This is a genomic window from Bacteroides difficilis (assembly GCF_048319815.1).
Lineage (GTDB): Bacteria > Bacteroidota > Bacteroidia > Bacteroidales > Bacteroidaceae > Bacteroides > Bacteroides zhangwenhongii.
Window position 1 is genome coordinate 69,803 of the sequence record NZ_CP182814.1, and the last position, 25,499, is coordinate 95,301.

Here is a 25,499-nt window from a genome sequence, read left to right on the forward strand (position 1 = left end):
CCGAGAGATAAACAAAAATAATCCTCAAAAAGTTATCAACATTCACATTTCTATGCCTAATTACTTGCTGATTTTTTAAATTAAGTATATTTTTGCAGGCAATATCATTAAACAGCATTCATGGGCCGACTAAAGAAATTAAAGAAAATACGTATTCACCGCGAAGGAACACATATATTATGGGCTAGCTTCTTGCTACTACTATTGATTAATGCCGCTCTTTATTGGGGAATAGATTGTAAGATACCATTCTATGTGGTAGCAGTAGCGAGCATAACAGTTTATCTGTTGATGGTGAATTTCTTTCGTTGTCCGATCCGTCTCTTCGGACAGGACACTGAAAAAATAGTCGTAGCACCTGCCGACGGAAAAATCGTTGTTATCGAAGAGGTTGATGAAAACGAGTATTTTCATGACCGGAGATTAATGATCTCCATCTTTATGAGTATTGTCAACGTACATGCCAATTGGTATCCGGTGGACGGTACTATTAAAAAGGTGGCACATCACAATGGAAACTTCATGAAAGCCTGGCTGCCGAAAGCCAGTACGGAGAACGAGCGTTCTACGGTGGTAATCGAAACTCCGGAAGGAGTGGAAGTGCTTACCCGCCAAATCGCCGGAGCTGTGGCACGCCGTATCGTCACTTATGCAGAAGTAGGCGAAGAATGTTATATTGACGAACATATGGGATTCATCAAGTTCGGTTCCCGCGTGGACGTATATTTACCCATCGGCACGGAAGTCTGTGTCACTATGGGACAATTAACAACCGGTAACCAAACAGTTATCGCCAAACTCAAATAATCCTGTCACAATGACGAACGTTATTAAAAAAAATATTCCGAATACCGTAACCTGCCTGAACCTTTTCTCCGGTTGTATTGCTTGTGTCATGGCTTTTGAAGCCCGTTATGAACTGGCATTACTATTCATTATTCTAAGCTCCGTATTCGATTTTTTCGACGGAATGTTGGCACGTGCACTTAATGCACATTCCATCATTGGAAAAGACTTGGATTCATTGGCGGATGATGTCAGCTTCGGTTTTGCTCCCTCAGCGATTGTGTTCTCTCTGTTCAAAGAAATGTACTATCCGGCAAGTATGGAATTTATCGCTCCTTATCTGCCATACGCCGCATTCTTAATCTCTGTATTCTCTGCTTTGCGACTGGCAAAGTTCAATAATGATACCCGACAGACCACTTCTTTCGTCGGTCTTCCTGTTCCTGCCAATGCTCTATTCTGGGCTTCTTTAGTAGCAGGCGCACATGACATACTGATTTCCGAAAGCTGTCATCCTGTCTATCTTTTTATACTTGTTTGTCTGTTCTCGTGGTTATTGGTAGCAGAAATACCCATGTTCTCTTTGAAATTCAAGAATCTGTCATGGAATGACAACAAAACCAGTTTTACATTTTTGATTGTATGCATTCCTTTCCTTGTATTTCTTGGAATCAGCAGCTTTGCAGCCATCGTTGTATGGTATATTTTACTTTCACTTTTTACAAGAAAAAGTAAATAAACAATCTCTTGGCACGTTTGTTGTACTATGAGTTTTATCAGAGTTACAATATAAAAATCATAGCCCAATGCATATACTTTTATTTATACTTCTCTTTATCATCGCCATTGTCGTATTTGGTCTTTCGGTTGTCGGACTCATACTCAAAGCCATCTTCGGAATAGGCCGGCGTTCTTCGTCTTCATCACGACCGAGGCAAAACGAATCCGGACGTAGCGCAGGCCAGCAAAGCTACAGTCAGGGGACACATCGTCCGACGGATCATGAAGAGGAAATATTCTCCGATGACGTTCCAAGGAAAAAGCATAAAAAGATATTCACACAGGATGAAGGAGAATATGTAGACTTCGAGGAAATTAAAGAATAATGATAAGCTCTACACAGCTCGGTTATTAATCACCACTCCATCAATCGCTATCTACGTTTTGCCGCAAAGAAGTTTTTCATAAGTGCGGCACATTCGTCTGCCAGCAGTCCTTTGACAACCACTGTTTTGGGATGCAGTGCCGAACCGGCATATTTCTGATAGCCACGTTTTTCATCTTCGGCACCGAATACGAGTTTCCCCGTTTGTGCCCAGGCAATGGCTCCCGCACACATCACGCAAGGTTCAACCGTGACATACAATGTACATTCATTCAGATACTTACCACCAAGGACATTGGCGGCAGCAGTAATGACCTGCATCTCGGCATGAGCCGTTACGTCATTCAATGTTTCTGTGAGATTGTGGGCACGTGCAATAATCCGTTCTTTACAAACGACAACCGCCCCTACGGGTACTTCACCCCGTTCGGCAGCTTTACCGGCTTCTATCAAAGCCTGTTTCATAAAGTAAGTATCGTCCAGCATCCCCCTCTAGTTTTTAATCTACATTTTTTTAAGATTATCCCCTATCGTCTCATATCGTGCTCACCAAAAAGGGTGGGATAATCTTCTTCCATATTCTTATGGATAAACATGAGAATCGTTTCACGAAGCCAACGTGACTTATTGGTTATCTTGTATTTCTCAAGATAACGATCAACAATCAGCTGTTCTTCGTCGCTCAACAAAATGCTCATACGTCGTTCGCGTTTCGTACACTCGACGTGCATTTTCAGGCACTTTTTACTTCTTTTTCTCATATCTTCTGCAAAATTACTTTTACTTCTGTAAATACAAAGAATAAAAGCAGTAAATTTGCAAAAAAAGATGGCTAAACATAATGAATTAGGAAAAGCCGGAGAAAATGCCGCAGTAACCTATCTGGAGCAACAAGGTTACATTATTCGTGACCGGAACTGGAGAAAAGGACATTTTGAACTGGATATTGTGGCTACCAAAGAGCAGGAATTAATTGTAGTGGAGGTAAAGACCCGCAGCAATACTCAATTTGCCGAACCGGAGGACGCCGTTGACATCCCTAAAATAAAACGTACCGTACGCGCTACGGATACCTATATGAGGCTATTTCAAATCGATATACCTGTAAGATTCGATATCATTACAGTAGTGGGTGAAGACGGAAACTTCAAGATCGAGCATATCAAAGAGGCGTTTTATCCTCCTTTATTTTAAAATTCAAGACATAGAAGATACAAAATTATTATAAATTGATTAATTATGAATGTTGAAACAGCCAGAGAATACAGCCTCAGCAAAAAAGCCACTACGGAAGATATGCCTTTCGGTGATGATTTCCTGACAATCAGAGTCATGGGAAAAATGTTTTTATGTATTAGTTTCAATACACCTGACAGGATTACGATGAAATGCGATCCAGACTACGCCATCGAATTGCGGGACCATTACAATGGCGTAGAAGGTGCTTGGCATTTTAACAAGAAATATTGGAACCAAGTATTCCTTGACCGCGACCTAGATGATAAACTGATAAAACAATTGATCGACCACTCCTATGATGAAGTCATCAAGAAGTTCCCTAAAAAACTACGTGCAGAATATGACGCCCTCCCCTGAAATATTCCCCGTTCCATTGATTCATATCAGTGAAACGAATTCGACTAATAACTACCTGCAAACTCTTTGTGCCCAACAAAAAGTAGAGGAGTTGACGACCGTAGTTGCCGACTTTCAGACATCCGGACGAGGGCAACGTGGGAACTCTTGGGAATCGGAACCGCTCAAGAACCTCCTTTTCAGTTTTGTGCTTTTCCCTGATTTTTTGGAAGCGCGCTGCCAGTTTCTTATTTCGCAGATTATATCTTTGGCTATTAAGGAAGAGTTAAGTACTTATACTGAGGACATTTCTATCAAATGGCCGAACGATATTTATTGGAAAGAGAAAAAGATTTGTGGAATATTAATCGAAAACGATTTGATGGGACGGAACATCTGTCAAAGCATTGCAGGAATCGGAATCAATATTAACCAAGAAAAATTCTACAGCCCGGCTCCTAATCCCGTTTCACTATATCAAATCACCGGAAAACGCCATGATGTCTTTGAGATATTAAAGAATATCATGATCCGCGTTCAGTCTTATTATGCCAAACTTCAAAAGGGAGATATAACACGGATAACCAACCAATATGAAAAATCGCTTTTCAGAAAAGAAGGAATGCACCGATATAAAGATGTTGACGGTGAATTTCTGGCACGAATTATTTGTGTTGAGCCGGAAGGTAAGTTAATCTTAGAAGACGAAAAACAGGTCCGAAGGGCTTATATGTTTAAGGAAGTGGAATATTTATTGAGATAAACAATTCTGTTTCAACTCAAAAACATTATCTTTGAACTGTATGTTTCCTATATAAAAACTGTTTCATTTATGAGAACAAAACTAATTTTATTCCTTCCATTATTATGGATATTGATAGGTTGCAGTGATTCAGATTCGGCTACACTCAATATATCCAATTCTACATTTAATGATATTAGTGCAAGTGGAGAAACATTAAAAATAGAGATCACCTGTGATGCTTCGTGGACTGCCACAAGCAATAAACAGTGGTGTATCTTTAATAATTCCAAAGGAGAAGGCAATGGAGAACCAATTATATCGGTTAATGCCAATTTAGAATCTACACCCAGAAGTGCAATTATAACTATTATCAGCCATAAGATTAGTAAAACGATTCAGATAACCCAAAAAGGTTCTACAAATACTGCAGAAGAGTACCATTACAACCTTCCGGTCATCTTTCATGTGTTATATAAAGATAAAAACGAGCCACTCCAATACGTTAACCACAATCGTTTGAAAGATATACTTAACACAGTAAATCAACTCTATAAAGATGCGACCAAAAGTGTAGACATGAATCTAACCTTTACACTCGCAACTGAAGATCCGAATAATAAAGCACTATCTACTCCAGGCGTAGAATATAAAGAATGGCCGGAGAATTACCCCATTGACTGTGAGGCTTTCATGAAAGACAATTCGCACAAATATGTTGACTATTTATGGGATCCTAACAAGTACATCAATATCATGGTATACAATTTTGTATCAGATCCTAACTCTAATTCAACAATACTGGGAATTTCCCATCTTCCATTTACTACATCAGGCAAAAATTTCTTAGAAGGACTCAATACAACTCAATATGCTTATATGGAAAAGAAGAATCTACAATTTCCATATTGCGTATCCATCAATAGTCTGTTTATAAATGAGCCATCCGACGCAGGTTATTCGAAAGCAGATATCCGTGTCACCTTAGCTCATGAACTTGGACATTATCTAGGCTTGCATCACGTCTTTTCAGAAGGAGAGTCCGGAATAATAGATGACTGCATAGACTCCGATTACTGCAAAGATACCCCTTCTTATAATAAAGTACGTTATGATAAATGGCTCAGAGAGTTACCCAAAGGAAGCTACCCTTTATCAGTATTGGCACAAAGAGAAAGTTGTAATGCTGCTACACCATCATTTATCTCCTATAATATAATGGACTACGCTTACAGCTTTTCAAATTCATTTACCCCAGATCAACGTAAACGTATCAGACATGTCTTATCATATAGCCCATTGATACCCGGTCCTAAGAAAGGAGACACAAGTACTCGTGCTGTAGCAAACGGACCACTAGACCTCCCTATTTTAATCATGAAATAAAAGAGAAGGCAATAGAAAAAGAGGTGAACCATTTTCAGCGATTCACCTCTTTTTCTATTCTCAATATCTTATCCAGTGTCTTTTGAGCCTCTGTTGACGGAAATTGTGAAATAACTTTTCTCAACGAATTCCGGGCCTTCTGATAACCGGTCGAAAAGACTTTTGATAATCCATCCCGATAACGCGCATATTGCATCTTAGTAGGCGATGCGAGTTTTTTAAAATCAGTATCCAACCTTTTCTTCTCCTTTTCAGCCATCAGATAATAGTAATTACCTAAGAATATATTAGCAGCCAGATTATCCGCATCCAGCTGCAAAACCTTTTCATACATACGCAGAGCCTCCTTTTCCTGCCCACGGCACACTTGCATCTCAGCACATGCCTCCAGATAATCTACATTATCAGGAGTCTTTTGAAGCAATTCCTTGTAAAACAGATAAGCCTTGTCATAACTCCGGTTCCTCCTATAAGCAGAAGCCAGTTCTACAGCTAATTTTGAACTAATCTCACTACTCTTATCAATGCTCGTCCAATAGAACATCTCGGTACGGTCTATATTCAAACCGATTGTTTGGCGGAAATAGCTCACAGCCTGTCCATGCTGCCCCGATTCAATGGCAGCAGACACTTTCTGCAACATCTCATCGACCGACTGCGCATTCAGCACCAGCGGCAATGAAAACAATGATAAAAAGAAGATAGTTAAGGCTCTCATAATCCCACTTTTGTTATTTAGTTCGTGACACACAAAGATACAATAAAAAAATAAAAGATGTACCTTTGCGGACGAAAAGAACAATCAATTTGATAAAAGTGTTTTTATACAATGACAGATAAAAAACAGGTCACTGAAAACAGACGAATATTACAGATTGCCATCCCATCAATCATATCGAATATCACCGTTCCATTATTGGGACTCATCGATGTCACCATTGTAGGCCATCTCGGTTCTCCGGCCTATATCGGGGCCATCGCCGTAGGGGGAATGCTGTTCAATATCATCTATTGGATTTTCGGATTCCTTCGTATGGGGACCAGTGGAATGACTTCGCAAGCTTACGGACAGCACGACCTTAACGAAATCACCCGACTATTGCTACGTTCCGTCGGAGTAGGATTACTCATCGCTTTCTGTCTGCTGCTGCTTCAGTATCCCATTCTGCACTTGGCATTTACATTTATAAAGACCACACCGGAGGTAGAACAACTGGCAACCACTTACTTCTACATCTGTATTTGGGGAGCTCCCGCCACCTTAGGGCTTTATGGATTTGCAGGCTGGTTCATCGGTATGCAGAACTCACGTTTTCCGATGTATATCGCCATTACCCAGAATATAGTTAATATTATTGCCAGCCTATGTTTTGTTTACCTATTGGATATGAAAGTGGCAGGCGTAGCCGCAGGAACTCTTATTGCCCAATATGCAGGCTTCTTCATGGCTCTTTGGCTCTATATGCGTTACTACCATACGCTCCACAAACGAATCGTCTGGAAAGAAATAATACAAAGACAAGCCATGTATCGCTTCTTTCAAGTCAACCGCGACATATTCTTCCGTACACTCTGTCTTGTCATGGTCACTATGTTTTTCACCTCTGCCGGAGCAGCACAAGGAGAAGTCGTTTTAGCCGTCAACACTTTGCTTATGCAATTATTCACCTTATTCTCCTATATCATGGATGGCTTTGCTTATGCCGGTGAGGCGTTGGCTGGACGTTATATCGGCGCAAAAAATCAAACAGGCCTCCGCAGTACCGTACATCATCTCTTTTATTGGGGATTGGGTCTTTCGTTTCTATTCACCCTCTTATATTCAGTTGGCGGGAAAAGCTTTCTAGGTCTGTTAACCAATGATATTTCAGTAATCGCTGCTTCCGACTCCTACTTTTATTGGGCACTTATCATTCCATTAGCCGGTTTTTCCGCCTTTCTTTGGGATGGTATCTTTATCGGCGCTACCGCTACCCGCCAAATGCTTTACTCCATGTTGGTAGCTTCTGCCAGCTTTTTCGGAATATATTACGGATTCCATTCCTTGTTGGGAAATCATGCCTTATGGTTGGCTTTCCTTGTTTATCTTTCACTAAGAGGAATCGTGCAAACCTTTTTAGGGAGACAAATCATGCGAAAAGTAATCGTTCCCTGATGAGGAGTATCCGACAAATTATCTCTATATTTGCGGAAAACATTAAAAGTAAAAGATATGGCAAAGTATAAAAGAATTCTACTAAAATTAAGCGGAGAGAGCCTGATGGGCGAAAAGCAATACGGCATTGACGAAAAAAGATTGGCAGAATATGCGGAACAAATCAAAGAAATCCACGAACAAGGGGTGCAAATCGGTATTGTCATCGGAGGCGGAAATATTTTTCGTGGCCTAAGCGGAGCCAGTAAAGGTTTCGACCGTGTGAAAGGTGATCAAATGGGAATGTTGGCTACGGTCATCAACAGCCTTGCCCTCAGTTCGGCACTTGTCGCCACCGGAGTGAAAGCCCGCGTATTGACAGCAGTACGGATGGAACCTATCGGTGAATTTTACAGCAAATGGAAAGCCATCGAATGTATGGAAAACGGTGAAGTGGTTATCATGTCCGCAGGAACGGGAAATCCCTTCTTCACCACAGATACCGGTTCTTCACTGAGAGGAATTGAAATCGAAGCAGACGTTATGCTGAAAGGTACTCGTGTAGACGGTATCTATACAGCTGATCCCGAAAAAGATCCTACCGCAACCAAGTTTGATGACATCACTTATGACGAAGTTCTGAAACGTGGTCTGAAAGTTATGGATTTAACCGCTACTTGTATGTGCAAGGAAAATAATCTGCCTATCGTTGTATTTGATATGGATACGGTAGGCAACTTAAAGAAGGTAATCAGCGGAGAAGAAATAGGTACATTAGTACACAACTAATCTCCCGATCGAATAAAATTAATCGTCTGACAGTTGATTCTTTTTCGTCTGGCTATAGTCAGACGAAAGTTCAACAGTAGTCAGACGCAAGTTTAACTATAGTCAGACGATTAATTTTATGCATGAACAAGATTAGTTCCCTCTTTACTTAGAAATAGTTTTTAGCATACGAAAGATTAAATTATACTATCAACCGCCTAAACGCTTGTTTATCATTGACGAACTGCGTACTTTTGCACGCCATAAAAAAAAGGACTAAGAACAATGAATAACAAGACCAAAGGTTTTATCTATGGAGCCATTGCCGCTGCCAGCTACGGTATGAATCCTCTTTTTGCACTTCCGCTCTATGCAGCCGGAATGAGTGTCGATACCGTTTTATTCTACCGTTATTTCTTTGCCGTAATCGTGCTGGGTATTCTGATGAAAATGCAGCATCAATCCTTTGCGCTTCACAAGGCAGACGTCTTGCCCTTAGTCATTATGGGATTGTTGTTCTCTTTCTCATCGTTGCTCCTGTTTATGAGCTATAATTACATGGATGCCGGAATCGCTTCAACCATCCTGTTTGTTTATCCGGTAATGGTAGCTGTTATTATGGGGGTGTTCTTCAAGGAAAAAATATCCGCAATTACCGTTTTCTCTATTCTGCTGGCACTTTCGGGTATCGCTTTGCTCTATCAAGGAGATGGTAACAAACCGCTATCCACGTTGGGGATCATCTTCGTACTGCTGTCTTCACTCTCATATGCTATATACATAGTAGGTGTGAACCGCTCAACATTGAAAAACCTGCCAACCACCAAACTTACATTTTACGCCATCCTGTTCGGACTATCGGTTTACATCGTCCGTCTGAACTTCTGTATGGAGCTGCAGGTTATACCATCCGTCTGGTTATGGGCAGATACATTGGCTTTGGCTATTCTGCCAACTGCCATATCATTGGTCTGCACCGCCTTAGCTATCCATTATATAGGCTCCACACCAACCGCCATTCTAGGTGCTTTGGAACCTGTGACAGCCTTATTTTTCGGTGTTATGCTGTTCCATGAGAAACTAACTCCTCGCTTAATGGTTGGTATTTTAATGATTATCACCGCCGTGACCTTGATTATCATCGGCAAATCACTCATAAAAAAGATGGGAATGCTGTTGCAGATGAACAAAAAATAATATACTTTTGCTACTTAATCAATCAAATAGCAACTTTAATTATCAAAAAATATGGTAGACGTAAAGACTTGCCTTGACAATGCACAAGAAAAAATGGATATGGCCGTTATGTATCTGGAAGAAGCACTGGCACATATCCGCGCCGGAAAAGCGAGTACCCGACTGTTGGACGGTATCCGTGTAGACTCTTACGGAAGTATGGTTCCTATCAGCAATGTAGCAGCCGTAACTACTCCCGATGCACGTAGTATCACCATCAAACCGTGGGATAAGAGTATGTTCCGTGTCATCGAAAAAGCGATTATCGACTCCGACCTCGGTATCATGCCCGAAAATAACGGCGAAGTGATCCGTATCGGTATTCCTCCTCTGACGGAAGAACGTCGTAAGCAATTGGCAAAACAGTGTAAAGGCGAAGGCGAAACTGCAAAAGTCAGCGTACGCAACGCCCGCCGAGACGGTATCGATGCACTGAAGAAAGCTGTAAAAGACGGATTGGCAGAGGACGAGCAAAAGAACGCGGAAGCGAAACTGCAAAAGATCCACGATAAGTATATCAAACAAATTGATGATATGCTTGCTGAAAAGGATAAAGAAATTATGACTGTATAAGTTGAGCATGGAGAGTTGAGAGTTGAAAGTTACTATGTAGTATACCAACAACGCGACCAACTCTCAATTCTCAACTCTCAATTCTCAACTTATGAAAGGATTAGTAATCAAAAACACTGGTAGCTGGTATCAGGTAAAGACCGATGACGGACAGTTTATCGAATGTAAAATCAAAGGTAATTTCCGACTCAAAGGAATCCGAAGTACCAACCCGGTAGCGGTAGGCGACCGTGTCCAGATTATCCTTAACCAAGAAGGCACTGCTTTTATCAACGAAATAGAAGATAGAAAAAACTACATTATCCGTCGTTCTTCCAATCTTTCCAAACAATCTCACATCCTTGCCGCCAACCTCGATCAATGTATGTTGGTGGTTACTGTCAATTATCCCGAAACTTCAACAATCTTTATTGACCGTTTTCTCGCATCTGCAGAAGCCTATCGGGTTCCTGTCAATTTGGTATTTAACAAAATAGATGCCTACGATGAAGATGAGCTCCGATATTTGGACGCACTAATCAATCTATACACACATATCGGTTATCCCTCCTTCAAAGTTTCTGCCAAAAACGGTCATGGAGTAGAGGCAATCAGAAAGGCACTGGAAGGTAAGATTACACTGTTCTCCGGACATTCGGGAGTAGGAAAATCCACCCTTATTAATGCCATACTGCCGGGAATAGAAACAAAAACGGGTGAAATTTCTTCATATCACAACAAAGGAATGCATACTACCACTTTCTCCGAAATGTTCCCTGTGGACGAAGACGGATATATCATCGATACTCCCGGTATCAAAGGATTCGGTACATTCGATATGGAAGAAGAAGAAATCGGACATTACTTTCCCGAAATATTCAAAGTCTCCGCAGAATGTAAATACGGCAACTGCACGCACCGTCACGAACCGGGATGTGCTGTGCGCAAAGCGGTAGAGGAACATTTAATCAGCGAATCACGCTATACTTCCTACCTAAATATGCTGGAAGATAAAGAGGAAGGAAAATACAGGGCAGCTTACTAGATCCTAACTACAACATCTTATTTTTCTCATCACGATAAGAATACTAGAGAATTTAGACCATAAATTAAACCTTTTCTATCAAAAACAATCTAACCTACTAAAGATACAATGTAATATGCTATATACTATACTAAACCATGAATAAGAAGACTAAATGGGGGATTATCATCCTTGTTGGTGCCGGAATTATCGGTGGAGGAATTTATTCACAATTACCCAAAAAGAACGACGAACTAACAGCTGCCGACAAAATAATGAGCGGCAAATCTAAAAAAGGGAGACAAGTTTTAAATGTAAACGCCAAAATTATAAAACCGCAATCCCTGACAGACGAATTTACAACTACCGGTGTATTGCTGCCCGATGAAGAAGTAGATTTATCTTTTGAAACTTCCGGAAAGATTGTTGAAATCAATTTTGAAGAAGGAACATCGGTGAAAAAAGGACAGTTGCTTGCCAAAGTAAACGACCGACAGTTGCAGGCACAACTACAACGCCTCGTCTCACAGTTGAAACTGGCAGAAGACCGTGTATTCCGTCAAGACGCATTGCTGAAGCGAGATGCTGTCAGTAAAGAAGCGTATGAACAAGTAAAAACAGATTTGGCAACCTTGAATGCCGATATCGAAATTATAAAAGCAAATATTGAACTGACCGAACTGCGCGCTCCGTTCGACGGAGTTATCGGACTTCGCCAAGTCAGTATCGGTACTTATGCTTCACCGACAACAGTGGTTGCCAAACTAACCAAAATCGCTCCGCTAAAAGTCGAATTTTCCGTACCGGAACGTTACGCCAAGCAAATAAAGAAAGGAACAAACCTGAATTTCAGTGTTGAAGGCAATCTGGACGCTTTCGGTGCGCAGGTATATGCCGTTGAATCAGCTATTGACCCTAATCTGCACCAATTTACAGCACGTGCACTCTATCCGAATGTGAAGCATATTTTACTACCCGGTCGCTATGCGAGTGTATTATTGAAGAAAGACGAGATTGAAAACGCAATCGCTATCCCCACAGAAGCAATTGTACCGGAAATGGGTAAAGATAAGGTCTATTTATATAAATCGGGAAAAGCCGAACCGGTGGATATCATAACCGGCATCCGTACCGCATCCGAAGTACAAGTAATAAGGGGGTTGCACATGGGAGATACCATCATCACCTCAGGAACACTGCAACTCCGTACCGGACTTGCCGTAACGCTTGACAAAATTGATTAATACCTGCGCCCTATGAACATATCCGAATTAAGCATACGCCGCCCGGTATTAGCCACCGTACTAACCATCATTATCTTACTTTTCGGATTTATCGGATACAACTATCTGGGTGTCCGTGAATATCCGTCAGTGGATAATCCGATCATCTCTGTCAGTTGTTCTTATCCGGGAGCAAACGCCGACGTTATCGAGAACCAGATTACCGAGCCGTTGGAACAGAATATTAACGGTATTCCGGGTATCCGCTCTTTATCCAGTGTCAGCCAACAAGGACAGAGCCGTATCACTGTAGAATTTGAATTGTCCGTCGATCTGGAAACCGCTGCAAACGACGTGCGTGATAAGGTATCACGTGCACAACGGTATTTGCCGCGTGACTGTGACCCCCCTACCGTATCGAAAGCTGATGCGGATGCACAACCTATCTTAATGGTTGCTTTACAGAGCGACAAACGCTCGCTATTGGAGTTAAGCGAAATCGCAGACCTGACAGTCAAGGAGCAGTTGCAGACCATCTCCGATGTAAGTAGCGTTTCTATCTGGGGAGAGAAGCGTTATTCCATGCGCCTTTGGCTGGATCCGGTAAAAATGGCCGGCTATGGTATCAGCCCCATTGACGTAAAAAATGCGGTAGACAATGAGAACGTGGAACTTCCGTCAGGTAGTATCGAGGGAAATACCACCGAACTGACAATCCGAACACTTGGATTGATGCATACAGCTGATGAATTTAACGATTTGATTATCAAGGAATCGGATAACCGCATCGTACGTTTCAGCGACATCGGTCGGGCTGAACTAGGTCCTGCCGACATCAAAAGTTACATGAAGATGAATGGCGTACCAATGGTAGGTGTCGTAGTCATTCCGCAACCGGGTGCCAACCATATCGAAATTGCCGATGCAGTATATCAGCGTATGGAGCAAATGAAAAAGGATTTGCCGGAAGATGTACATTATAATTACGGATTCGACAACACTAAATTTATCCGTGCATCTATCAATGAAGTAAAGTCCACCGTATATGAAGCTTTTGTACTCGTTATCATCATTATTTTCCTCTTCCTGCGCGATTGGCGTGTTACGCTGGTACCTTGTATTGTGATTCCCGTCTCCCTTATCGGTGCATTCTTCGTCATGTACCTGGCCGGTTTCTCCATCAACGTACTTTCTATGCTTGCTATCGTATTGTCTGTGGGATTGGTGGTGGATGACGCTATCGTAATGACGGAAAACATCTATATCCGGATAGAAAAAGGAATGAGCCCGAAAGAGGCGGGAATAGAAGGAGCTAAAGAAATTTTCTTTGCTGTCATCTCGACAACCATTACACTGGTTGCCGTATTCTTCCCCATCGTCTTTATGGATGGTATGACCGGACGATTATTCCGTGAATTCAGTATTGTGATTTCCGGTTCGGTTATCATTTCTTCATTTGCCGCACTGACTTTCACGCCTATGCTGGCAACCAAATTACTGATAAAACGGGAGAAACAGAGTTGGTTCTATGCGAAAACAGAACCTTTCTTTGAAGGTATGAACCATCTGTATAGCCGTTCATTGGCTGCTTTCCTGCGTAAACGTTGGATTGCCCTTCCTTTCACGGTCATCACTATATGTCTCATCGGAATTCTGTGGAATATAGTACCGGCCGAAATGGCTCCTTTGGAGGACCGTTCACAAATCAGCATCAACACTCGTGGTGCAGAAGGTGTGACTTATGAATATATCCGGGATTACACAGAAGATATCAACCAACTTGTCGATTCCATTCTTCCTGACGCTGAAGCCGTGACTGCACGTGTTTCCAGTGGTAGCGGTAACGTGCGTATTACTTTGAAAGATATGCAGGACCGTAACTACACCCAGATGGAAGTAGCCGAGAAAATATCGAAAGCGGTACAGAAAAAGACGATGGCACGTTCGTTCGTGCAGCAACAGTCTTCTTTCGGCGGTCGTCGCGGAAGTATGCCGGTTCAATACGTTCTTCAAGCTACCAATCTGGAAAAACTGGAAGAGGTATTGCCCAAATTCATGGCGAAAGTGTATGAAAATCCGGTCTTTCAGATGGCAGACGTTGACTTGAAGTTCAGTAAACCGGAAGCCCGTATTCAAATCAACCGTGATAAAGCCAGCATTATGGGAGTAAGTACTAAAAACATTGCTCAGACTTTGCAGTATGGATTAAGCGGACAACGTATGGGGTATTTCTATATGAATGGAAAACAATACGAGATCTTGGGAGAAATCAACCGGCAACAACGAAATAAGCCGGCCGATCTGAAAGCGATCTATATCCGCAGCAATAATGGAGACATGATACAGCTAGACAACCTGATCGAATTGGAAGATGGTATTGCTCCTCCTAAATTGTACCGTTACAATCGTTTTGTGTCGGCTACCATTTCTGCAGGTTTAGCCGATGGAAAGACAATCGGTCAAGGTTTGGACGAAATGGACAAGATAGCAAAAGAAACATTGGATGATACTTTCCGTACAGCTCTGTCCGGAGACTCAAAGGAATACCGTGAAAGTTCTTCCAGTCTGATGTTTGCCTTTATCCTGGCTATTCTCCTAATTTACCTGATTCTGGCAGCACAGTTCGAAAGTTTCAAAGACCCGTTGGTTATCATGCTGACAGTGCCTTTAGCCATTGCCGGAGCATTAGTATTCATGTATTTCAGTGGTATCACAATGAATATATTTAGTCAGATCGGTATCATCATGTTGATTGGTCTAGTGGCTAAAAACGGTATCCTCATTGTAGAATTTGCCAATCAGAAACAGGAAACCGGAGAAGATAAAATGACTGCAATCAAGGATGCGGCCTTACAACGTCTCCGTCCGATCCTAATGACAAGCGCTTCTACGGTTTTGGGACTTATCCCGCTTGCCTTCGCCACCGGAGAAGGTTGTAACCAACGTATTGCCATGGGTACGGCAGTAGTAGGAGGTATGGTAGTCTCTACTCTTCTCACGATGTACATCGTACCGGCCATTTACAGTTATATTTCGACTAACCGAATCAAAAAACTAGAAGAATGAAACCGAAAGATATTTGTATGAAACGTATCGTATATATAATCACTGCATGTGCCTTTTCCGTTTCTACAGTCAAGGCACAGCAAGTACTTACTTTAAAGGAGTGTCTGGAGGAAGGATTGCAGAACAATTACTCTTTGCGTATTGTCCACAACGAGGAACAGATCAGCAAAAATAATGCGACGCCGGGTAATGCAGGCTACTTACCTACTTTGGACTTCTCTGCCGGTTATGTAGGGAATCTGGACAATATTGAAAGCAAAGCACGTGAAACCGGAGAAATAACCAAAAACAAGGGTGTCTACGATCAGACTGTCAACGTAGGCCTCAACCTGAATTGGACTATTTTCGACGGATTCAATATCAGCACGACTTACAAACAACTTAAAGAGTTGGAACGACAAGGGGAAACGAATACCCGTATTGCCATCGAGGACTTTATAGCCGACTTGACAGCCGAGTACTATAACTTTATCCAACAAAAGATTCGTCTGAAAAACTTCCATTATGCAATGTCGCTCTCAAAAGAACGCCTGCGTATAGCAGAAGCGAGCCATCTTGTCGGTAAGTTTTCAGGGTTGGATTACCAGCAAGCGAAAGTGGACTTCAATGCGGATAGCGCTCAATACATCAAACAACAGGAATTACTGCACTCATCACGTATCCAATTGAATGAGTTAATGGCTAATAACGATGTCAATCAAATTGTTATTATCAAAGATTCCACTATCGAAGTGCATAGCGACCTGAAGTTTGAAGATCTATGGAGTTCTACGTTGGCAACCAATGCTTCTTTATTGAAAGCTGACCAGAATACGACTTTAGCCCAATTGGACTACAAGAAAGTGAATTCACGCAACTATCCATATCTCAAATTAAATACCGGATATGGCTATACTTTCAATAAGTATGACATCAATGCCACTAGTAGAAGAGGAAATCTGGGATTTAACGCAGGAGTAACTGTCGGTTTCAACATATTCGACGGTAACCGCCGCCGCGAAAAGCGGAATGCAACTCTTACTTTTAAGAACCGTCAACTGGAACGACAGAATCTTGAATTAGCACTACGTTCCGACCTCAGCAATTTATGGCAAGCTTATCGTAACAATCTTCAGTTATTGAATCTGGAACGACAGAATCTTATAACAGCTAAAGACAATCACGATATTGCAATGGATCGTTATATACAGGGAGACCTTTCCGGTTTTGAGGTACGTGAAGCACAAAAAAGTTTGTTGGATGCGGAAGAACGTATCCTTTCCGCTGAATATAACACCAAAATCTGCGAGATCTCATTGTTACAAATCAGCGGAAAGATAACAAAATATTTGGAGGAATAAGAGAGAGATTTATCCCATTATGTATTTTGCCGGTTTACCAATACGGTGTACCAGATTCACAATCAACCAGGAGACAGCAAATGCCATTACTGCCGCTACCGGTATTTGCAAAGGAATGGGTATACCAATAGCCCGCGTCAACATTACAGCCGGTCCGGTAAAGAAATAATGAATCATATAAACTCCGAAACCACATACGGTAAGGTTTCCTAATGCCTTCCGTATTCTTTCTGAACGGATATTGACTTTTTTTGCCAGCATAAATACAGGAATGGTCATCATTACCACATTAAGGGAGCAATAGGTAAAGAACAGCTCTAACATCTCATCCGTATAATCCGGTAAAGCTGTCATATGGCGGAAGCCGAAGAACGTCACAACGTACCCGATCACAAACATCGGAATACCGGTTGCCAATGTCTTTTTCATGCTCCAATCAAGATTCTTCAAATAGTGACCTAACAGCAGATACCCGTTGAATCCGGCAAAGGCATATAACATTCCAAATGAGTTCCATGAGCAAGTGCCCCATAAATAACCGTCAACAAACTGATAATAGTAAGGCAACAGCAAGGTAACTCCCCAAGCTAGCAGAAACATCTGCTTGGCACGTTCCGAAGCCTTCTCTACCCATGCCGAAAATATAGGTAAATAAAGATAAAGTCCGATAAGCAGATAAATATACCACATATGTACTGCCAATATAGAAAAGTTGAATGGGATATTCAAGATATATTTGACAGCAACCGAGAAAGATTGCCTCATTACTTCTTCACCGGCATAAGGAAAGAAATCAAGAATAATCTGGGGACTGAATCCTAACAAACCCGTTATCCAGGGAAAAAGATTATAAATTACAGACCAGATTAAGAACGGATACAGGACACGGGTAATCCGTTTCTTGTAAAAAGCGGAAGTATCACCTCGCACAGGTAAAAGCAAAGCTCCTGTTATCATCACAAACAACGGCACACATGGACGAAGGACAGATCCGTATATAGCCCCCCATAATTTAATCTCTCCGATATTGGGAGCAGTGCCCGGATAAAAATTAAAAGGATCGGCGCAATGGCAGCAAACGACTGTAAACATTGCGATAAAACGTACAACATCCAGCCATACAATATGCCGGTTCTTCTGATTAGGTAGTTCAATTGTCGATGTTTTCATTATAGCTAGTAATAGAAAGGGAAATTAGTAAAAAAGGGATACCTATACGAAACAGACAGGTATCCCTCCAATAATGGTTTATATAAAAGAATTATAGGCTAATTATTTAGTACAATTCCAAGGTTTCAGTTGCTTGAAGAAGTCATTCCCCTTATCATCTACCAGAATGAATGCCGGGAAATCTTCCACTTCAATTTTCCAGATCGCTTCCATTCCCAATTCAGGATATTCCACGCACTCAATGCTCTTGATATTATTCTGAGCGAGAATAGCCGCAGGACCTCCGATAGAACCAAGATAGAAACCACCGTACTTCTTACAAGCATCTGTCACCTGCTGGCTACGGTTACCTTTTGCCAGCATAATCATACTGCCGCCATGACTTTGGAACAAGTCAACATACGGGTCCATACGTCCGGCAGTAGTCGGTCCCATAGAACCACATGCCATACCTTCCGGTGTTTTTGCCGGACCGGCATAGTAAATAGGATGATCTTTGATATACTGAGGCAAATCTTCTCCACGATCCAAACGCTCTTTCAGTTTGGCGTGAGCGATATCACGGCCCACAATAATAGTCCCATTCAATGACAGACGGGTAGCCACCGGATACTTAGTCAGTTCCTTCAAGATTTCAGGCATCGGACGGTTCAGGTCGATTTTAACTACATCACCTTCTCCCGCCTTACGCAATTCCGCCGGAATCAGTTCTCCCGGATTTGAATCCAGTTTCTCAATCCAAATGCCATCTTTATTGATTTTACACTTGATATTACGGTCGGCTGAACAAGAAACGCCCAAACCTACCGGACAAGAAGCACCGTGACGGGGCAGACGGATGATACGCACATCGTGAGCCAAATACTTACCGCCAAACTGCGCACCCAGACCAATCTTATGCGCTTCTGCCAATACTTCTTTTTCCAGTTCAATATCACGGAACGCACGACCATATTCGTTTCCTGTTGTCGGCAAGTTATCATAAAAATGAGTAGAAGCCAATTTCACAGTCTGCAGATTCTTCTCAGCAGAAGTACCGCCAATTACAAAAGCGATATGATAAGGAGGACAAGCGGCTGTCCCCAATGTTTTCATCTTTTCAACCAAAAACGGAACCAGTGTGCCGGGATTCAAGATAGCTTTAGTCTCTTGATAGAGATAAGTTTTATTGGCTGATCCACCACCTTTGGTCACACAAAGGAATTCATATTCCATACCTTCGGTAGCTTCGATATCAATCTGTGCAGGCAGGTTACATTTCGTATTCACCTCATCATACATATTCAGAGGCGCATTCTGAGAATAACGCAGATTCTCTTCGGTATATGTTTTATAGACTCCCAATGACAGAGCTTCTTCGTCAGAATAGCCCGTCCACACCTGTTGTCCTTTTTCACCATGAATGATGGCAGTACCGGTATCCTGGCAGAATGGAAGAACTCCCTTTGAAGCAACTTCCGCATTGCGCAGGAAAGTCAATGCCACATACTTATCATTCTCACTTGCTTCCGGATCACTCAGAATCTTAGCAACTTGTTCGTTGTGCGAACGACGAAGCATGAATGATACATCACGAAAAGCCGCATTAGCCATCGCAGTCAAACCTTCTTTCTCAATTTTCAGGATAGGATGTCCTTCAAACTCGCCTACCGACACATAATCTTTGGTAAGCAGATAATACTCAGTTGTATCTTTTCCCTTTTCAAACATGGGCTGATACTTAAACGGAGGTGTTGCCATAAGTTTCTTATTTTATTACGTAATGTTAGTTAGTGTCGCAAAGGTAGCAATTAAGAATGAAGAATGGCGAATGATGAATAAAGAATTAAGAATGAATAACGGAGAATATTTCGATTATTCTACGATAGTCTCAATTCGCTTGATAAGCTCATTCCCCAAGGCTGTCTTCTCCTCAATATGTTTCAACACAGCCGTCACAAATGTATTGCTTTCAAAATCCCCGCGCACCTGTTCGAAATCTTGTCGCATCTCGTCGTGCGAGCCATCCGCACCAAATCCGGTCATAGAAGAGAGCGAGAATTCCTTCTTTGCATCTTCATACACCATTTTATCCAGTCCCACTACGGATTCCTGCCAGGATTTTACAATACGAATCACATCCTGAGCTGTGATGGTTTCCGGATTTATACCATAAAATTCCTGAATCTTATGATAAGCCCATGTCCATTCGTAGGTGTAATAATTCTCGTGCATCTCCGCAAAGCAGGCATTGATGGATTTCAAACGGTTGACAGTACCATTCTCAATTCCATCCAACAGACGGTCTATCTCACTCTTCGGAGCAATGAGTCCGGAAACGTCCACCCATTCTCCCACTCCGATTTCCGTGTCGGGCTTCAAACGTTGACGAATTTCCTCATTGCTTTGGAAATTGATACCCTCCAATCGTTTAATAATCGAATTACCCAAGAACTTATGAATGGCTATCTCATAAAAACGAATACCGTTATTCAAAGAAGTGTTTTTGATCTTGGCACTCTGATAAGAATAAATCTCTGAAGTTTCACCGGATACCCGTCGCAATTCTTTCAAAATGGAACGTCCCTTGAACATCTTTTGGATGGTATAAGGGCTCAAAAGGTTATAATTGATATAATCCAGACGGTTCGGGTCTTGTCGTTTATCGCGTCTCGGCCATTTCTGTGCATCGCGGATAGTACCGACACTTCTCAAATTGACACCCGGAACCAGATAGGTCGTATTTCTCTGCTCTATCAGATAAGAGAAGGGAAGATTGGAGGTATCGGCATGATTGACATGGCGTCCCATCACCAAAGAAAAAGCTCCGACACGAGCCGGCCACAAGATATAGGAATCAGAAGTCGTTTTGGCTCCTCTCTCCATCGTTCCTTGATGAATCGGACCGAGTTTATACATATGATTGCTCTGATTGGAACCCGAGCCTGCATTCATAAATGAGAACATTCCGGCAATCAGCAAGGTAGATTTGTGATGTGTCACCGTGAAAGGACCTGCAAAAATGGCACAGGCCTCGCCGTTCTCTCCTTGGCAATTACTAAAGAACAAAGAATCGGAAGCAGAATAGTTATGTCCCAATTTACAGGACTGCCCTACAAAGCAACGGCTCAACATAGTGCCGTCATCCACTTTAGAGCCGGAGGAAATAATGAAATCATCACAAATCACTCCGTGTCCGATATGTACGGGAGCTGTCACATTGCTGTTTATGCTACCATTGGACAAACGGCACGTTCCGCAAATATGACAATAGTCGCCAATCCGGACATTTTTAATAGACCCTGTATTGAGAATCATAACATGCTCTCCGATACTCCCGGTAGCGGAAGCATGCTTGTTGGAATAATAATCCGCAATCGACTTCATACGGTTTATCAACTCAGGACGATGGCGGTACAATGCCAGTATATAAGCCTGATGCGCAGACAATTTATCATTAATCAGCACCTCACGTCCCCCTGTTTCATTAAGAACCGCTACTTCTACCCCGTTGCCGAAAGTCGTCAACTTGTCTACCAGAATGATATCTACATTTTCGATGAAGGTATCACTGCCAATTTCGTAATTAGCTATATAATTCTGGATATTTTCAATGCAGCAGTTATCCCCCACTGTTACATTGTGCAGTGTCACATGGCGCAATCCCGAATGTTTTTTGATACCTCCCGGCAATGTAAACTCAGACTCGAATACGCCCAACTTCACTTCTCCCGAAAAGCGGGTATGGTGAACGAACTCACAATTAAAGCCTTCGGCAACCAAAACATTTCCCCAATCATCAGCCAAACACGATTGGCTCTTCAACTGAAGTACCTCATCTTCAGTCAATCTACGATAGTCTTTCATATAAATAAAGTGTTATTTATTCTTCCTCTTCGTAGGTCTGATAAAGAAAATCGTTATAAGGGTATTTCTGAACGTGCAATTCTTTCACTCGTTGATAAACTACATTTTTCAGTTCGTCCATATTGATTCGCTCGCGGGCGGAAATAAAGAGGCAATTATCCTCCATCTTTGCCATCCACGTCTTCATCAGCTCTTCGAGTGTCAAGTTTTCTTTTGTTCGGGGGGTAAGGTCGTCCGATGCTTTCTCTATGTAAGTGTAAGCATCTATTTTATTAAATACAAGTATCATGGGTTTGCCACCGCCGCCAATCTCGGCCAGTGTCTTATTTACCACTTCAATCTGTTCTTCAAATCCGGGATGGGAAATATCCACTACGTGCACCAGCAGGTCGGCTTCGCGCACCTCATCCAATGTTGATTTGAAAGAGTCCACCAAATCGGTAGGCAACTTACGGATAAATCCGACCGTATCTGACAAAAGGAACGGTAGATTCTCGATAATTACCTTACGGACAGTGGTATCCAGCGTTGCAAACAGCTTATTCTCCGCAAATACCTCGCTCTTGGACAGGAGGTTCATAATGGTCGATTTACCAACATTGGTATACCCCACTAAAGCAACACGAATCATGCGTCCGCGATTTTTACGCTGGGTAGCCTTCTGCTTATCAATGTCTGCCAGACGTTCTTTCAGCAACGACATACGGTTCAGGATGATACGACGGTCCATTTCAAGCTGTGTTTCACCCGGACCACGAAGTCCCACCGAGCCTTTACCGCCACCTGCACCGGAGCCACCTCCCTGGCGTTCCAAGTGAGTCCAAAGGCGTTGCAAGCGTGGCAGCATATATTTATATTGCGCCAATTCCACCTGTGTTTTAGCATTGGCAGTCTGGGCACGCATGGCAAATATATCAAGAATCAGCGAAGTACGGTCAAGTATCTTCACCTTCAATTCGGCTTCGATATTACGGATTTGTTTCGCGGAAAGCTCATCATCAAAGATAACCATTCCCACTTCACGTTCTTCCTCCTCTTCGTTACGGATATATGTTCTTATCTCTTCCAGTTTTCCTTTTCCTACATAAGTCACCGAGTTAGCCGTCGGCAACTTCTGTGTAAATCGTTTCACTACTTCCGCCCCAGCCGTCTCGGCAAGGAATGCCAATTCATCCAGATACTCATTCGTTTTGCGCTCATCCTGCGTCTGAGTGATGAGTCCGACCAGTACTGCTGTCTCTACTTTGGCTTCGGATATTACAAATTCTTTCATTCTTTATTTTTAATAATAATATGGGTGCAAATATAGCAAAAAAAGATAATCTTTTTAGAGATATTAATGCATATTCATCACCGATGTAGCACAGAACTACATCTAAATTGTTCTAACATCAATAAAAAAACAGAAGTATGGAAAAGATTAGTTACAACCTTGTGTTTAACAGAAAAAAGAATTTGAATAAGAGAGGAATGGCGTTAATACAAGTGGAAGCTTACCTTAATAAGAAAAAGATGTATCTCTCCACTAAAATCTATATTAAACCAAACCAATGGGACGACAAACGGAAAATGGTAAAGAACCATCCTAACGCAGACATCCTAAACTGTATGTTATACGAATATATATCTACAATAGAGCAAACAGAACTCGGATTGTGGCAACAGGGAAAAGAGATTTCATTGAGTTTATTAAAGGACTTACTTGAGAAACCTGTACGCAACGAAAAGTCTTTTTTAGATTTCTATAAAGAAGAACTAGCAACCTCTTCTTTGAAAGAAAGTACCAAGCACAACCATCTTTCCACCCTCGAATTACTTCAAGCGTTCAAAAAAGAGATCTTTTTTACAGACCTCACATTTGAATTTGTTTCCTCATTCGATTCTTATTTGCAATCTCGGGGATATCATCTTAATACGGTTGCCAAGCACATGAAACATCTAAAACGTTATGTCAATATTGCTATTAATAAAGAATATATGGATATACAGAAATATGCCTTCAGAAAATATAAAATCAAAAGTGTAGAAGGCAGACATACCCATTTGTCTCCTGAAGAATTGCATAAACTGGAAGAAGTTCAACTCACAGAAAAGTTTGCAAAATTACAAAAGCCCAAAGATGCCTTTTTATTTTGTTGTTACGCAGGGTTACGATATTCTGATTTCACTCACCTGACCTCCGAGAATATCATTGAGTTTCATAGGGAATTTTGGCTTATCTATAAATCTGTCAAAACAGGCACTGAGGTACGCCTTCCATTATACCTGTTGTTCGAGGGCAAAGGTGTTCATATACTCCACCGCTACAAGAATGACCTCGATAGTTTTTTCAAGTTAAAAGATAATTCCAATCTTAACAAGGAACTGAATGTACTAGCCAAATTGGCAGGAATCAGCAAACACATTTCTTTCCATGTTGCCCGCCACACGAATGCTACCTTATTAATATATAACGGTGCAAATATAACTACCGTACAAAAATTGTTGGGACACAAAAGTGTAAAAACCACTCAGGTATATGCCAATATAATGGACATCACAATCGTACGTGACCTCGAAAAAGCTGCTTCACGAAAGAATGAGTAACACTACCCACACACAAACATAGCATAATTCACCACATCACCACAGATTACACGGATTAACACAGATTAAAATCCGTGCATTGATAATCCGCATTTATCTCTGTGTTAATCCGTGTAATCTGTGGTGAAAAACGAGTTCTGGCACAAATCATGAAGTACAGTTCACACTAGCAAGCCTATAGCAAATTCATTAATTCCTTCAAAGAGTGGATCTGGTAAGTAGGAAGAAAAGGGAAAGTAGTCCGCTCCGTCACATTGTAGAAAACCTGATGCATTCCAACTCCATAAGCTCCGGTAATATCAGCTTCCCAGCTGTCACCAATCATTAATGATTCCCTCAACTCAGACTGAGTGGCCGACAGAGCAAAATTAAATATTTCAGGGTAAGGCTTCAACACCCCGAGATCTTCCGAAAGAATCACCTTCTTAAAATAACCATCCACACCTGCCGAACGCATCTTGCGTGATTGCAATTCACGAAAACCGTTGGAAAGTATATAAAGATTATACTTCGGAGCAAGATATTCCAACACCTCTTTTGCGTATGGCATTAAGCCTCTTTTGGTAGGAATAATAGAAAAGAAATCTTTCGAAAACTGTTCCGCCAATGCTTCATCCTCCACCCCTACCGACATCAAAGGATAAAAGAAACGTTGGCGGTTCAATTCATCTTTCGTGATCTTTCCTTCACCATATTCAACCCAGAGTTCAGTATTTCTCTTTTGATAAATTGCATAAAAATGATCGAACGAATCAAAATAGCGTTCGTATGAATATTTCTGGTACACTTCTTCAAAAGTGTCACGGGCATTTTGAGAAAAGGCCCAAATAGTATCGTCAAGATCAAAAAAAAGATTTTTATATTTCATCAGTAGTTAGTGGGTATATAATAAGAAACAAAAAAGCCAATGTGCCGATTTCTTAAATTCAGGAATCAGCACATCGGCCATTCAAAAGTGAT

Annotated in this window: 24 protein-coding genes; 16 read left to right on the top strand and 8 right to left on the bottom strand. The window is 41.7% G+C overall.

Features of this window, described 5'->3' with window-relative positions; genetic code table 11:
• Positions 1–120 precede the first annotated feature (120 nt).
• The 3 genes from ACNOGP_RS00280 (at position 121) to ACNOGP_RS00290 (ending at position 1,892) form a co-directional block, all read left to right on the top strand.
• Positions 121–807 carry a phosphatidylserine decarboxylase family protein gene (locus tag ACNOGP_RS00280; protein ID WP_007767159.1) on the top strand — a complete coding sequence of 229 codons (687 nt, stop codon included), beginning with the start codon at positions 121–123 and terminating at the stop codon, positions 805–807.
• 10 nt (positions 808–817) lie between these two features.
• On the top strand, positions 818–1,525 hold the full coding sequence (gene pssA / locus ACNOGP_RS00285) for a CDP-diacylglycerol--serine O-phosphatidyltransferase (protein ID WP_143865235.1): 708 nt from the start codon (positions 818–820) through the stop codon (positions 1,523–1,525).
• 67 nt (positions 1,526–1,592) lie between these two features.
• On the top strand, positions 1,593–1,892 hold the full coding sequence (locus ACNOGP_RS00290; protein ID WP_143865236.1) for a DUF4834 family protein: 300 nt from the start codon (positions 1,593–1,595) through the stop codon (positions 1,890–1,892).
• Positions 1,893–1,939: 47 nt separating this feature from the next.
• On the opposite strand, the gene ACNOGP_RS00295 is transcribed toward ACNOGP_RS00290, so the two are convergent.
• Positions 1,940–2,377, bottom strand: coding sequence for a nucleoside deaminase (locus tag ACNOGP_RS00295; RefSeq protein WP_418213776.1), 438 nt, complete (start codon positions 2,375–2,377; stop codon positions 1,940–1,942).
• A gap of 41 nt (positions 2,378–2,418) precedes the next feature.
• Complete coding sequence (locus ACNOGP_RS00300) at positions 2,419–2,652, bottom strand: hypothetical protein (RefSeq protein WP_004299215.1); 234 nt, start codon at positions 2,650–2,652, stop codon at positions 2,419–2,421.
• A 67-nt stretch (positions 2,653–2,719) separates the two neighbouring features.
• Here ACNOGP_RS00300 and ACNOGP_RS00305 point away from each other — a divergent pair, with 67 nt between their 5' ends.
• The 4 genes from ACNOGP_RS00305 (at position 2,720) to ACNOGP_RS00320 (ending at position 5,594) form a co-directional block, all read left to right on the top strand.
• The gene (locus ACNOGP_RS00305) at positions 2,720–3,085 is read left to right on the top strand and encodes a YraN family protein (protein WP_272720396.1); all 366 of its coding nucleotides are present in this window, start codon (positions 2,720–2,722) and stop codon (positions 3,083–3,085) included.
• Between the two features lie 45 nt (positions 3,086–3,130).
• On the top strand, positions 3,131–3,487 hold the full coding sequence (locus ACNOGP_RS00310) for an MmcQ/YjbR family DNA-binding protein (protein ID WP_272720397.1): 357 nt from the start codon (positions 3,131–3,133) through the stop codon (positions 3,485–3,487).
• Positions 3,471–4,229, top strand: a complete 759-nt coding sequence (locus ACNOGP_RS00315) for a biotin--[acetyl-CoA-carboxylase] ligase (RefSeq protein ID WP_143865239.1) — start codon at positions 3,471–3,473, stop codon at positions 4,227–4,229. Before ACNOGP_RS00310 ends, ACNOGP_RS00315 begins: the two co-directional genes overlap by 17 nt.
• Positions 4,230–4,298: 69 nt before the next feature.
• The gene (locus tag ACNOGP_RS00320) at positions 4,299–5,594 is read left to right on the top strand and encodes a zinc-dependent metalloproteinase lipoprotein (protein WP_418213777.1); all 1,296 of its coding nucleotides are present in this window, start codon (positions 4,299–4,301) and stop codon (positions 5,592–5,594) included.
• Positions 5,595–5,628: 34 nt separating this feature from the next.
• On the opposite strand, the gene ACNOGP_RS00325 is transcribed toward ACNOGP_RS00320, so the two are convergent.
• Positions 5,629–6,312 carry a tetratricopeptide repeat protein gene (locus ACNOGP_RS00325; RefSeq protein WP_272720400.1) on the bottom strand — a complete coding sequence of 228 codons (684 nt, stop codon included), beginning with the start codon at positions 6,310–6,312 and terminating at the stop codon, positions 5,629–5,631.
• A gap of 111 nt (positions 6,313–6,423) precedes the next feature.
• Here ACNOGP_RS00325 and ACNOGP_RS00330 point away from each other — a divergent pair, with 111 nt between their 5' ends.
• The 8 genes from ACNOGP_RS00330 (at position 6,424) to ACNOGP_RS00365 (ending at position 16,937) form a co-directional block, all read left to right on the top strand.
• Positions 6,424–7,749 (top strand): MATE family efflux transporter, encoded by a 1,326-nt coding sequence (locus tag ACNOGP_RS00330; protein WP_418213778.1) that lies wholly within the window; start codon positions 6,424–6,426, stop codon positions 7,747–7,749.
• 57 nt (positions 7,750–7,806) lie between these two features.
• Positions 7,807–8,517: a UMP kinase gene (gene pyrH / locus ACNOGP_RS00335; protein ID WP_007767185.1), complete on the top strand. Its 711-nt coding sequence runs from the start codon at positions 7,807–7,809 to the stop codon at positions 8,515–8,517.
• A gap of 264 nt (positions 8,518–8,781) precedes the next feature.
• Complete coding sequence (locus ACNOGP_RS00340) at positions 8,782–9,693, top strand: EamA family transporter (RefSeq protein ID WP_418213779.1); 912 nt, start codon at positions 8,782–8,784, stop codon at positions 9,691–9,693.
• Positions 9,694–9,744: 51 nt separating this feature from the next.
• Positions 9,745–10,305, top strand: coding sequence for a ribosome recycling factor (frr, locus tag ACNOGP_RS00345; RefSeq protein ID WP_007757891.1), 561 nt, complete (start codon positions 9,745–9,747; stop codon positions 10,303–10,305).
• Positions 10,306–10,396: 91 nt separating this feature from the next.
• Positions 10,397–11,329, top strand: a complete 933-nt coding sequence (rsgA, locus tag ACNOGP_RS00350; RefSeq protein ID WP_418213780.1) for a ribosome small subunit-dependent GTPase A — start codon at positions 10,397–10,399, stop codon at positions 11,327–11,329.
• A 137-nt stretch (positions 11,330–11,466) separates the two neighbouring features.
• A complete protein-coding gene (locus tag ACNOGP_RS00355) occupies positions 11,467–12,552 on the top strand; it encodes an efflux RND transporter periplasmic adaptor subunit (protein ID WP_007767191.1) in 1,086 nt (361 codons plus the stop codon).
• 12 nt (positions 12,553–12,564) lie between these two features.
• Positions 12,565–15,597: an efflux RND transporter permease subunit gene (locus ACNOGP_RS00360; RefSeq protein ID WP_418213781.1), complete on the top strand. Its 3,033-nt coding sequence runs from the start codon at positions 12,565–12,567 to the stop codon at positions 15,595–15,597.
• Positions 15,594–16,937, top strand: a complete 1,344-nt coding sequence (locus ACNOGP_RS00365; protein WP_186967487.1) for a TolC family protein — start codon at positions 15,594–15,596, stop codon at positions 16,935–16,937. The genes ACNOGP_RS00360 and ACNOGP_RS00365 overlap by 4 nt, the downstream gene beginning before the upstream one ends.
• A gap of 9 nt (positions 16,938–16,946) precedes the next feature.
• On the opposite strand, the gene ACNOGP_RS00370 is transcribed toward ACNOGP_RS00365, so the two are convergent.
• From ACNOGP_RS00370 to hflX, 4 genes are all read right to left on the bottom strand, one after another.
• The gene (locus ACNOGP_RS00370; RefSeq protein ID WP_418213782.1) at positions 16,947–18,107 is read right to left on the bottom strand and encodes an acyltransferase; all 1,161 of its coding nucleotides are present in this window, start codon (positions 18,105–18,107) and stop codon (positions 16,947–16,949) included.
• Positions 18,108–18,209: 102 nt separating this feature from the next.
• On the bottom strand, positions 18,210–19,847 hold the full coding sequence (locus ACNOGP_RS00375; protein ID WP_418213783.1) for a fumarate hydratase: 1,638 nt from the start codon (positions 19,845–19,847) through the stop codon (positions 18,210–18,212).
• Positions 19,848–19,961: 114 nt separating this feature from the next.
• On the bottom strand, positions 19,962–21,953 hold the full coding sequence (locus ACNOGP_RS00380) for a DUF4954 family protein (protein WP_007767198.1): 1,992 nt from the start codon (positions 21,951–21,953) through the stop codon (positions 19,962–19,964).
• A gap of 16 nt (positions 21,954–21,969) precedes the next feature.
• Positions 21,970–23,226 (bottom strand): GTPase HflX, encoded by a 1,257-nt coding sequence (gene hflX / locus ACNOGP_RS00385; RefSeq protein WP_143865250.1) that lies wholly within the window; start codon positions 23,224–23,226, stop codon positions 21,970–21,972.
• A 137-nt stretch (positions 23,227–23,363) separates the two neighbouring features.
• Between hflX and ACNOGP_RS00390 the strand changes: the two genes are divergently transcribed.
• A complete protein-coding gene (locus ACNOGP_RS00390) occupies positions 23,364–24,539 on the top strand; it encodes a site-specific integrase (RefSeq protein ID WP_418213784.1) in 1,176 nt (391 codons plus the stop codon).
• 175 nt (positions 24,540–24,714) lie between these two features.
• On the opposite strand, the gene ACNOGP_RS00395 is transcribed toward ACNOGP_RS00390, so the two are convergent.
• The gene (locus tag ACNOGP_RS00395; RefSeq protein ID WP_418213785.1) at positions 24,715–25,407 is read right to left on the bottom strand and encodes a YjjG family noncanonical pyrimidine nucleotidase; all 693 of its coding nucleotides are present in this window, start codon (positions 25,405–25,407) and stop codon (positions 24,715–24,717) included.
• Positions 25,408–25,499 lie beyond the last annotated feature (92 nt).

Excerpts from the sequence above, each read along its gene's own strand:
- ACNOGP_RS00280 (WP_007767159.1), top strand. The coding sequence starts at position 121 with ATGGGCCGACTAAAGAAATTAAAGAAAATACGTATTCACCGCGAAGGA.
- pssA (WP_143865235.1), top strand. The coding sequence starts at position 818 with ATGACGAACGTTATTAAAAAAAATATTCCGAATACCGTAACCTGCCTG.
- ACNOGP_RS00290 (WP_143865236.1), top strand. The coding sequence starts at position 1,593 with ATGCATATACTTTTATTTATACTTCTCTTTATCATCGCCATTGTCGTA.
- ACNOGP_RS00295 (WP_418213776.1), bottom strand. The coding sequence starts at position 2,377 with ATGCTGGACGATACTTACTTTATGAAACAGGCTTTGATAGAAGCCGGT.
- ACNOGP_RS00300 (WP_004299215.1), bottom strand. The coding sequence starts at position 2,652 with ATGAGAAAAAGAAGTAAAAAGTGCCTGAAAATGCACGTCGAGTGTACG.
- ACNOGP_RS00305 (WP_272720396.1), top strand. The coding sequence starts at position 2,720 with ATGGCTAAACATAATGAATTAGGAAAAGCCGGAGAAAATGCCGCAGTA.
- ACNOGP_RS00310 (WP_272720397.1), top strand. The coding sequence starts at position 3,131 with ATGAATGTTGAAACAGCCAGAGAATACAGCCTCAGCAAAAAAGCCACT.
- ACNOGP_RS00315 (WP_143865239.1), top strand. The coding sequence starts at position 3,471 with ATGACGCCCTCCCCTGAAATATTCCCCGTTCCATTGATTCATATCAGT.
- ACNOGP_RS00320 (WP_418213777.1), top strand. The coding sequence starts at position 4,299 with ATGAGAACAAAACTAATTTTATTCCTTCCATTATTATGGATATTGATA.
- ACNOGP_RS00325 (WP_272720400.1), bottom strand. The coding sequence starts at position 6,312 with ATGAGAGCCTTAACTATCTTCTTTTTATCATTGTTTTCATTGCCGCTG.
- ACNOGP_RS00330 (WP_418213778.1), top strand. The coding sequence starts at position 6,424 with ATGACAGATAAAAAACAGGTCACTGAAAACAGACGAATATTACAGATT.
- pyrH (WP_007767185.1), top strand. The coding sequence starts at position 7,807 with ATGGCAAAGTATAAAAGAATTCTACTAAAATTAAGCGGAGAGAGCCTG.
- ACNOGP_RS00340 (WP_418213779.1), top strand. The coding sequence starts at position 8,782 with ATGAATAACAAGACCAAAGGTTTTATCTATGGAGCCATTGCCGCTGCC.
- frr (WP_007757891.1), top strand. The coding sequence starts at position 9,745 with ATGGTAGACGTAAAGACTTGCCTTGACAATGCACAAGAAAAAATGGAT.
- rsgA (WP_418213780.1), top strand. The coding sequence starts at position 10,397 with ATGAAAGGATTAGTAATCAAAAACACTGGTAGCTGGTATCAGGTAAAG.
- ACNOGP_RS00355 (WP_007767191.1), top strand. The coding sequence starts at position 11,467 with ATGAATAAGAAGACTAAATGGGGGATTATCATCCTTGTTGGTGCCGGA.
- ACNOGP_RS00360 (WP_418213781.1), top strand. The coding sequence starts at position 12,565 with ATGAACATATCCGAATTAAGCATACGCCGCCCGGTATTAGCCACCGTA.
- ACNOGP_RS00365 (WP_186967487.1), top strand. The coding sequence starts at position 15,594 with ATGAAACCGAAAGATATTTGTATGAAACGTATCGTATATATAATCACT.
- ACNOGP_RS00370 (WP_418213782.1), bottom strand. The coding sequence starts at position 18,107 with ATGAAAACATCGACAATTGAACTACCTAATCAGAAGAACCGGCATATT.
- ACNOGP_RS00375 (WP_418213783.1), bottom strand. The coding sequence starts at position 19,847 with ATGGCAACACCTCCGTTTAAGTATCAGCCCATGTTTGAAAAGGGAAAA.
- ACNOGP_RS00380 (WP_007767198.1), bottom strand. The coding sequence starts at position 21,953 with ATGAAAGACTATCGTAGATTGACTGAAGATGAGGTACTTCAGTTGAAG.
- hflX (WP_143865250.1), bottom strand. The coding sequence starts at position 23,226 with ATGAAAGAATTTGTAATATCCGAAGCCAAAGTAGAGACAGCAGTACTG.
- ACNOGP_RS00390 (WP_418213784.1), top strand. The coding sequence starts at position 23,364 with ATGGAAAAGATTAGTTACAACCTTGTGTTTAACAGAAAAAAGAATTTG.
- ACNOGP_RS00395 (WP_418213785.1), bottom strand. The coding sequence starts at position 25,407 with ATGAAATATAAAAATCTTTTTTTTGATCTTGACGATACTATTTGGGCC.